The organism is Thermoanaerobaculia bacterium, from assembly GCA_035260525.1.
Classification (GTDB): Bacteria; Acidobacteriota; Thermoanaerobaculia; order UBA5066; family DATFVB01; genus DATFVB01.
The window spans coordinates 1-8,721 of sequence record DATFVB010000142.1; the positions used below are offsets into that span (position 1 = coordinate 1).

Genomic DNA, 8,721 nt, shown 5'->3' on the forward strand with positions numbered 1-8,721 from the left:
GTTCCTTGCCGGGACCGGCATCGGCATCATCCCGATCGCGCGCGTCGATCATCGCCCGATCGGCAGCGGCCGGACGGGAGAGATCACCGGCTCGGTGCGCCGGCTCTATTTCGACGCGGCGCGCGGAAAGCTCCCCGCCTACCGCTCCTGGTGCCGCCCGGTCGGCAAGTCGATCCAGCGCGTCGAGGTGGCCTAGGTGCCCCTCCCCGGGGCGGCGGCGCCGCGGGGAGCGGAACCGCTCGAAGGGAAGGGGTTACGAGCGCTTTCGGGCCGCGCCTTCTCGATTAATGACGGGAGTCCCCTTCCCGGCGACGCGGTGACGATTTTCCCGGGAGAGGGGGCCGTTCCGGAATAAACCCGGGGGGGGCCCCGTTTTCATGGCCGAGGGGAAATCCCTCGCGCCTCTCCAAAACACCTCACCATCGCAGAAGGGGCGCGGAACGGTTCTTAGAACCAGCTCCGCGCCCCACCCGCCATTTTCTGTCGCGGGAGCTTGCTCGGGCCTGACGCCGGATTCGGCTCGCGCTCGAGGCGCTCGACCGAATCCGCCGTCCTCGCCCCTCTTCTCGACCTTGACGCTTTGGCCACATTCCCCGTTTCCTCGCGGCGCTCCCGCTCCCGCATCGCGGACCTCCTCCGCTCGGTTACTTCGCGGAGACTTTCCGCGATGCGTCCTACGCGGCTCGGGCTGAGCCCTCGACCGCTCCGGGGCCCGAACGGAAGCAGATCGGGCGGATGCCGTCGCGGTCCTCAGCCTGACGCAGAGTTCGACGCTCGTTCGAGCCCGTGCCGGCGAATTCCTCGCAGCAGCAGGGCTGCGGGAATCGCTTTCGGCGATTTCCGCAGCGGGCGTGGCTATTTCTTGTCCAGCTCCTTCCACTTCGCCTCGAGCGCCTCGAACTCCGCTTTCGTCCGCTGGAGCTCGGCTTCGGCCTGGGCGGTCGGCGCCGCGTCGGCGCTCTCCACCGCTTCGAATACGGAAGCGAAACGGCGATGCAGGCGCGCGAACCCGCCGGCGCCCTCGAACGGCGCGAGGCGGGCGGCGGCGTCCTTCTCCGGGGGCGGCCCGGACGGCGGAGCGAGCTTCTTGCGGAGCGTCTCGAGCTCCTCGATCGCCGCGAGCGAGCGATCCATCCACGCAGCGGCATCCTGCGCGACCGCGAGCTGTCGGGCGATCGCCTCGGGAGCGACCGTGACGCGGGGATCCATCCGGAGAACGAGAGGCTGCGTTTCGGTCTTCCCGCGGGCGGTCAGGCGCACGGCGTACGTCCCGGGAGGAGCGAGCGCCCCTTCCGGCTCCGCGGGAGTGTTCTCTCCCCAGACCGCGGCGATCGAATAACCGTATTCCTCCGCCTTCGGGCGCGGGTACCGAAGATCCCAGACGAAACGGTGATCGCCCGGTTCGGCGGGAAGGATCGGCTCGGGCTTCAACCACGCGGCGGCGAAATAGCGCTCGGCCTTGATCTTCTCCGGCTGGTCCTGGCTCGAATAGCGGCGCACGGACGCGCCCTTCGCGTCGAGGATCTCGAGCGTCACGGGACCGCGCGACCCGGCGCCGAGCGAGTAGTCGATGAGCGCCCCCGCCGGGGGGTTCTCGCCGAGCGGGGTCTCGGGCGGAAGCGGCGTGTCGTGGTTCTCGTTTCGGCGCACGCGGATCGCGTCGGCCGGACGGAAGAGCCGGACGGCCGCCTCCTTCGAATCCGTCGAGAGCTGCCGGAGGGGCGTGACGTCGTCGAGGATCCAGATCCCGCGCCCCTGTGTGGCCGCCACGAGGTCGTCGCCGTGGACGAGCAGGTCGCGAACCCACGTCGTCGGGAGATCCCGCTGGAGCGGCTGCCAGAGCGCGCCGTCGTCGAGGGACACGAAGACCCCCGAGTCGGTGCCCGCGTAGAGCAGCCCTCGCCGCTCGGGATCGGCGCGGACGACGTCGACGTAGCCGTCCGACGGAAGGCCGGCGGCGATCGGCGTCCAGGTCCGGCCGCCGTCGTGCGTCCGGTAGGCCCGCGGCGTGAAGTCGTCCAGGCGGTGCCGGTCGACGGCGACGTAGGCGGTCTCCGGATCGAGCGCCGAAACGTCGAGCGACGCGATCTTGCTCCACGGATCGAGTCCTTTCGGCGTGACGTTCGTCCAGGTCTTGCCGCCGTCGCGCGTACGCTGGACGAAACCGTCGTCGGTGCCGATCCAGATGTCGTCGTCGCTCCGCGGCGAGAGCGCGATCGAGTAGATGACCCCGAAACCGCACGGCGCGGCGCTGTCGATCGTGATCGCCCCGTCGCATCCTTTCGTGCCGGCGACGGCGCGCGAGAGATCGGGGCTGATCGTCTCCCACGAGTGACCGCGGTCGCGGGAGCGGAAGAGCACCTGCGCGCCCTGGTAGATCGCGTGCGGCTCGCGAGGCGAGACCGCGATCGGCGTGATCCAGGTGTAGCGGTACTTGACGGTCGTCGCGCGCCGCGCGTAGACGGAGACGACGTTGGGATCGATCGCGGCGCTCTGGCCGGTGCGCGTGTCGAAGCGGCGGAGGTTCCCGCCGAGTCCGCTCGCATAGATCGTCAGCGGGTCGCCCGGATCCGGCACGTCGTAGTCGCGCTCGTCGCCGCCGACCGGGTGCCATTCGCGGAACGAGATCGCCCCGTAATCACTTCGCGAAGCAATCCCGATGGTCCCGCTGTCCTGCTGTCCGCTGTAGATCCAGTATGGGAAGCGGTCGTCGGCGGCGATGTGGTAGAACTGCCCGGTCGGCTGGTTGTACCAGCTGCTCCAGCTCTTCCCGCCGTTGACCGTCACGACGGCTCCCTGGTCGCTTCCCGTCGCGATGTGATCGGGATGCTTCGGGTTGATCCAGATGAAGTGGTAATCGTCTCCGCCCGGAGATCCCTTGAAGACCTCGAACGTCTTTCCGCCGTCGCTCGAGCGGCGGATCGACTGCCCGGTCATCCATACGACGTCCGGGTCCACCGGATCGGCCGTGACCCGGCCGAAGTAGTCGCTTCCGATCCAGGGTTCCGCCGAGACGAGTGTCCACGTCGCGCCGCCGTCGTCGGAACGATAGAGGCCGGTCCGGTTTCCCTTCTCGGCGCCGAGCTCGAAGTTGCCGCTCGAGGCGCTCGCGGCGATGGCGGCCCAGACGCGTCCGTTTCCCGAGACCGCCAGCCCGATCCGCCCGAGGTTTCCCGCCGGCCAGCCGCCGCCGGAGATCCGCTTCCACGTCCGGCCTTCGTCCTCCGACTTGTAGACGCCCGACCCGGGGCCGACGTTCGGCTGGAAATAGGAGAGCCAGGGATAATTGCGCGCCTGCCACGCGGCGGCATAGACGACCGCGGGATTCCGCGGATCGGCCGCGAGGTCGACGGCGCCCGTGTTCTCGTCGACGAAGAGCGTCTTCTTCCACGTGCGGCCGCCGTCTTCGGTCCGATAGACGCCGCGGTCGGGATTGGCCGCGAAGATGTGTCCCATCGCCGCGGCGAGGACGACGTCCGGGTTCTTCGGATCGACGAGGATCCGGCCGATCGCGCGCGTCGCGTCGAGCCCGAGGTGTCGCCACGTCTTTCCCGAGTCGTCGGACCGGTAGATCCCGCGCCCCGACGGGATGTCGTACCGCGTCTCGACCTGGCCCGTGCCGACGTAGATCACGTTCGGGCCCGAAGGGGCGATCGCGAGCGCGTCGACCGACGCGGTCCGCTCGTTCTGGAAGAGCGGGCTCCAGGTCCGCCCCGCGTCTTCCGTCTTCCACACGCCGCCGACGGCCGCGCCGAAGTAGAAGACGTTCGGGCGATCGGGGATCCCTTCGATGCACGTCGCCCAGCCGGCCCGGAAGGGGCCGATCGAGCGCCAGTGGAGGGCGGAGTACGGCGCGGATCGCGGCGGCGCCGCGGCGGCGGAGGAGATCCGCGCCCCCGCGAGGAGGGCGGCGGAGACACAGAGCGCGGCGGCCGCCGCGAGAGCCCGGCTGATCGGCTTCATCGTCACCCCTTTTCGGTTCTTACTCGACGACCCGGAAGATTTCGCGGTGGCCCGACTCGACGAGCGGCACGAACTTCGCGTACGAGTCCTTGAAGGCGGCGTCCCCCATCGTCGACTCCGCCTCCTCGAACGCCGCGAGCGACGGAAAGCTCATCTCGAGGACCAGCGTGTAGAACGGGCCGCTGATGTCGGTCAGGACCCGCATCTCCTGCCCCGCCCCGAGCCGGCGGTTGACCGCGAGGAGGTTCTTCATTGCTTCCTTCGCTTCCCGGGCTTTGCCGAACTTCAGACGAAAGACGCTGCGGACGACGATCATGAGGCACCTCCAACGAAACGTATCTTAGTCAACCTTTTCAGCCGGCGGCGGCGCGCGGCCTCAGGAGGGGTCCGGATCGGCGGGCTCGGCCTCCGCGATCATGAGCTCCCAGAGCTTCTCGACGTCCTCCCGCTCCGTCGCGAGCGCCCCGATCGACACGCGCACCATCCAGCGGCCGTCGAGGAGGGCCGGCGTCACGTACGCCTTTCCCGAGGCGTTGACGCGCGCGGCCCAGGCGAGGGTGTGCCGGTCGAGCGCGTCGCCCCCGAGTCCGGGAGGCTCATGGCGCACGCAGACGGTCTGGAGCGCGACCGGGGCGAGGACGCGCCATCCGGCGCCCCCGCGGACCTGCTCTTCGAGCCACCGGGCGTTCTCGATGTCGCGCCGCAGCCGCCGGCGGAGTCCCTCGGCCCCTTCCGAACGGATGAGGAACCAGAGCTTCAGCGCGCGGAACCGGCGGCCGAGCGGGATCCCCCAGTCCCGGTAGTTCGTCACCTTCTCGTCGACGGCGCTCCGCAGATAGCTCGGGTTGGTGCTCATCACCCGGACGAGATGCTGCGGATCGCGGACGAAATGGACCGAGCAGTCGAACGCGGCGCCCAGCCACTTGTGCGGGTTCATCACGATCGAGTCGGCCTTCTCGATCCCTTCCCAGAGCCGCCGGCACTCCGGAAGGATCATCGCGGAGCCCGCCATCGCGGCGTCCACGTGCAGCCAGAGACCGTGCGCGCGGGCGACCTCGGCGATCGCGTCGACGGGATCCATGGCGGTCGTCGCCGTCGTGCCGGTCGTCGCGACGACCGCGCACGGGCGGACGCCGCGGGCGAGATCTTCCGCCACCATTTCGGCGAGAGCGTCCGGCCGCAGGGCATACACGGCGTCGACGGCGACCTTTCGGACGTGCAAGCGCCCGAAGCCCGCGAGCAGGGCCGCCTTCTCGACCGAGCTGTGGCTCTGCTCCGAGCAGTACACGGACAGCGGACCCTCGCCGGCGGTGCCGCCGCGGACCATCGCGTAACCGGTCGTCCTTTCGCGCGCGCAGAGGAGCGCGACCAGAGTCGACGTCGACGCGGTGTCCTGGATGACGCCGCTCCAGGCTTCCGACAGCCCGGTCATCCGCCGCAGCCAGTCGGTGGCGACCTCCTCGAGCTCGGTCAGCGCCGGGCAGGCTTGCCACGAAAGCCCCAGGACGCCGAGACCCGTCGAGACGAAGTCGCCCAGGACGGAAGAGAGCTCGCCGTTGGACGGGAAGAACGCGAAGAAACCGGGATGCTGCCAGTGCGTGAGCGCGGGGACGATCGCGCGGTCGAGATCGGCCAGGATCGCCTCGAACGGCTCGGCCTGCTCCGGCGGGTCGGCGGGAAGGGCATCGCGCAGCGCGCCGGGCTCGACGCGCGCCATCACGGGGAGCTCCGGAACGCGGGCGCGGTAATCGGCGATCCAGTCGACGACGGCGTGAGCGTGGCGGCGGAATTCTTCGGGCGTCATGGGAGCGCGACTCCTGGTCGGCTTGTACCACGGACGGTGGAATGCGGGTCACGGTATTCCGCAATGGCTCGCTTCCCCTCCCCCCCGAGTTAAGCGGCGCCGAAGGCGTCCGCTTCAACTCGGGGGCGCGGTCTTCAACTCGGCGGCACGTTCTCAACTCGACGCAGGCCGACATAGAATCGCGCCGATGACTGCGGATTTCACCCTGGATTTCGACCGTGTCCGCCGGCTCGGATTTCCGGAAGTCGTGCTCGCCTCGGGAAAGGACGCCGGGCAGATCTCGGCCATCGTGCGGCAGCTCTCCCGTGAGAACGACGTGCTCGTCACGCGGCTTTCCCCCGAGGCGTGGGACGAGCTCTCGCGCGAGGCTCTCCCCGGAAGGGCGGATTACGATCCCCGCTCCCGCACGCTGATCCTCCATGTCGGAAAGCCCAACCGTCCGGTACCGGGGGACGTGGCAATCGTGACGGCAGGGACGGCCGACATCGACGTCGCGGAGGAGGCGCGCCGCACGCTCGAGTATCTCGGCGTCTCCTCGCGGATCATCGCGGACGTGGGCGTGGCGGGGGTCGTGCGGCTGCTCGGCAAGCTCGAGGAGATCGAGCGCGCCGACGTCGTGATCGCGGTCGCCGGGATGGAAGGCGCGATGTTCTCGGTGATCGGCGGGCTCGTCGGGCGGCCGATCCTCTGCGTCCCGACCTCGCGGGGCTACGGCGCGAACTTCGCCGGGCTCTCGCCGCTCCTTTCGGCGCTCTCTTCGTGCGCCAACGGCATGGTCGCCGTCAACATCGATTCCGGATACGGCGCGGCGATGGGCGCCTTCCGAATTCTTTCGAAAGGACCGAAGACATGGCAAAGACCCAGGGAAAGCGGCGCGTCGGCAAGTCGGCCGAGGAGTACGTCCACGGCGCGGCGGTCGGCGTCGACCGGCGCAAGAAGAAAGCGCTCCTAGGCCGGCCGACCACCCCGGTCAAGATCGAGGCCGACACGACGGTCTCGGAGCTCCTCGACCAGTACCGCGACATCTCCTTCCAGGCGCGGGCGCTGGGGCGCTGCGCCGAGGTCTTCGAGAAGGCGCTGCGCGACAAGGACCGTCCGACGATCTTCCTCGGCCTCGCCGGATCGCTGATCGCCGCGGGGATGCGGCAGGTCATCGTCGATCTCGTCGAGAACAACATGGTCGACGTGATCGTCTCGACGGGAGCGATCGTCTCGCAGGACTACTACCAGGTGCGCGGCGGGCGGCACTACCACGGGACCCCCGACATCGACGACCGGATGCTCCGCGACCTCTACATCGACCGCCTCTACGACACGTTCATCGACGAGGAGAAGTACTGGGAGACCGACTTGGCGGTGTCGCAGTTCGCGGACCGGCTCGCGGGGAAGGCGCTCTCCTCGCGCGCGTTCCTGCGCCTGCTCGCCGAGACCGCGCGGCACGACGAGGGGTCGATCCTCGGCGCCTGCGCGCGACGCAACGTCCCCCTGTTCGTGCCCGCGTTGAACGACTCGTCGATCGGCATCGGGCTGACCGAGCACTACCACCGCGCGCGCCAGGCCGGGAAGGAGCCGTTCATCATCTCGTCGATCCGCGACAACTACGAGCTCACCCAGATCGTCGTCAAGTCCAAATGCACCGCCGCGCTCTACATCTCCGGCGGGGTGCCGAAGAATTACATCAACGACTCGATCGTGATGAGCTACATCTTCGGGCTCGACACCGGCGGCCACCGATACGCGCTGCAGGTGACGACCGACGCGCCCCACTGGGGCGGCCTCGGCGGCTCGACGCTCTCGGAAGCGACCTCGTGGGGGAAGGTGTCGAAGACCGCGACCCACGAGATGGCGTTCGTCGAGACGTCCGTCGCGCTCCCGATGCTCTATGCCTACGCGCTCCAGAAGAACGCCGCGCGGGGCCGGAAGCGCCTGAAGTACGTCTGGAAGGACGACATTCTCGAGAGCATGACGGCGAAGTAACCGTCGCGGGGGGCGATGACGCGAACACCGGGATCGGTGTCGTAGGATCTGGCCGCATGCAGAAGACAAACCCGGTCACGAAGGGGACATCGTCTTTGGGTCCTTTCTCGACGCTGGCGTCCGAGTGAAGTGCGTCGGGAGGGTCGGGACTACGAATCCGCTTGCTCTGGTGCACTGATCCCTTATGAGGATCGGTCTTCGCGATCCCCGGTCAGAGCGACGGCGCCGTCGAAACCGCGGAAAGCTTGGACGACGTCCATTTTCTTTTTCGTTCTGCCGTCATTTTCCGCTCGCCTTCTTCACGAGCGCCATCTGCCCGGCGTGGTAGAGCGCATGCTGGATGACGCCGTCGAGCATCGCGACGACGGTGTAGGTGCGTCCGGGCACGATCTCGGCGAACCGCTCGGCGGGAAGCGCTTCGATCGTCGCGGCCACGTCGTCGGCCGAGGCCGACAGCTCCTGCTTCGCGGCCGACCACGCGGATTCCGACGGGTCGCCGACCACCGGAAAATTCTCGGCGTCGATCGGGTCGATCGCGCGGCGCTCGCGGATCCGCTGCACCGGGATCCGGTTCCATGTCGCGACGTGCCGCACGAGCTCCCAGATCGAGTGCGCGCCGGCGAGGGGCTTCGCGGCCGCGGTTTCCGCGCTCACGCCCTCGAGGATCTCGAAGACGGCGGGGCCGTGGAAGGCCCCGCCGCGGTAGGCGCGCCGGAGCTGGTCGAGCAGACGTTCGTTTTCGGTCATGCCGCGATTCTACGCGGGCGCCGGCGGGCGATCGTCGGCGGTCAGAAGGCTCGCAGCCCGAATTCCACTTCGCTCCCCCATGTTTCTCCCGGCGGAAGCGCGATCAGGCCCGAGTCGATTCCGCGCGCGGCGAGGTTGGCGGCGTCGGTCGTGCAAGTGTACGGCTCGATCGCGACGACGGAGCGATCGGGAGGCGCGTAGAGCACCCACTCCCGGAACTCCGGGCCCGC

8 protein-coding genes are annotated in these 8,721 nt (G+C 69.0%); 3 read left to right on the forward strand and 5 right to left on the reverse strand.

Features of this window, described 5'->3' with window-relative positions; all coding sequences use genetic code 11:
• Positions 1–196: hypothetical protein (locus VKH46_06675; GenBank protein ID HKB70513.1), on the forward strand; the 196-nt coding region annotated here is incomplete at its 5' end.
• A gap of 659 nt (positions 197–855) precedes the next feature.
• On the opposite strand, the gene VKH46_06680 is transcribed toward VKH46_06675, so the two are convergent.
• From VKH46_06680 to VKH46_06690, 3 genes are read right to left on the reverse strand one after another with little or no spacing between them, the layout of a single operon-like run.
• Entirely contained in the window at positions 856–3,963 is a 3,108-nt protein-coding gene (locus VKH46_06680) for a hypothetical protein (GenBank protein HKB70514.1), read from the reverse strand.
• Positions 3,964–3,982: 19 nt separating this feature from the next.
• Complete coding sequence (locus tag VKH46_06685; protein ID HKB70515.1) at positions 3,983–4,279, reverse strand: hypothetical protein; 297 nt, start codon at positions 4,277–4,279, stop codon at positions 3,983–3,985.
• Positions 4,280–4,339: 60 nt separating this feature from the next.
• Positions 4,340–5,767 (reverse strand): pyridoxal-dependent decarboxylase, encoded by a 1,428-nt coding sequence (locus tag VKH46_06690; GenBank protein HKB70516.1) that lies wholly within the window; start codon positions 5,765–5,767, stop codon positions 4,340–4,342.
• 187 nt (positions 5,768–5,954) lie between these two features.
• On the opposite strand from VKH46_06690, the gene larB reads away from it, so the two are divergent.
• Together larB and VKH46_06700 are read left to right on the forward strand one after the other, a co-directional pair.
• Entirely contained in the window at positions 5,955–6,719 is a 765-nt protein-coding gene (gene larB / locus VKH46_06695; protein ID HKB70517.1) for a nickel pincer cofactor biosynthesis protein LarB, read from the forward strand.
• Positions 6,617–7,744 (forward strand): deoxyhypusine synthase family protein, encoded by a 1,128-nt coding sequence (locus VKH46_06700; protein ID HKB70518.1) that lies wholly within the window; start codon positions 6,617–6,619, stop codon positions 7,742–7,744. Before larB ends, VKH46_06700 begins: the two co-directional genes overlap by 103 nt.
• 279 nt (positions 7,745–8,023) lie before the next feature.
• Here the strand turns inward: VKH46_06700 and VKH46_06705 are convergent, their stop codons facing one another.
• Complete coding sequence (locus VKH46_06705; GenBank protein HKB70519.1) at positions 8,024–8,491, reverse strand: DinB family protein; 468 nt, start codon at positions 8,489–8,491, stop codon at positions 8,024–8,026.
• Positions 8,492–8,532: 41 nt separating this feature from the next.
• Positions 8,533–8,721, reverse strand: a 189-nt coding sequence (locus VKH46_06710) for an aldose 1-epimerase (GenBank protein HKB70520.1), incomplete at its 5' end; no start/stop codon positions are given.